Annotated in this window: 1 protein-coding gene and 1 pseudogene; both read right to left on the bottom strand. The window is 59.9% G+C overall.

Annotated elements, in window-relative coordinates; genetic code table 11:
- A partial coding sequence (locus JNB91_RS30500; RefSeq protein WP_220329135.1) for a DUF2243 domain-containing protein occupies positions 1-116 on the bottom strand: 116 nt, incomplete at its 3' end.
- A 63-nt stretch (positions 117-179) separates the two neighbouring features.
- Positions 180-337, bottom strand: a pseudogene (locus tag JNB91_RS31085) (manganese catalase family protein); the annotation flags it as partial.

Here is a 337-nt window from a genome sequence, read left to right as displayed (position 1 = left end):
CCGCTCAGCAAGTGGTGCCACTGCAGGATCTGATGCAAGAGTATCCCGTCGAAGAAGCCTCCAAGACTGAAGCCGAGCGCGAGTGCTGCCATTGCTCGGCGGTTCAGTTTTGCCATCCATCACCTTTGAGATTTTGCAAGCGAATGAGCCGACCCAGCGCGGCCGGGCCGGCTGACGGCTTATACTTTACCGATCTGTTCGTTCTGCGCACCACTATCCGGGCGTGCCGGTCCAAGAACTGGCTCGTCACCCATCGGGACGTTCTGGAACACGGTGAACTGACCCTTGCCATCCATCGACGGGCCGTCGTTCCATCGCGCTGGAGGTGGCACTGAGC

This window comes from Aliirhizobium wenxiniae (assembly GCF_019511445.1).
Taxonomy (GTDB): domain Bacteria; phylum Pseudomonadota; class Alphaproteobacteria; order Rhizobiales; family Rhizobiaceae; genus Neorhizobium; species Neorhizobium wenxiniae_A.
The sequence above is the reverse complement of the archived record's forward strand: the minus strand, read 5'-3'. Positions and strand labels throughout refer to the sequence as shown.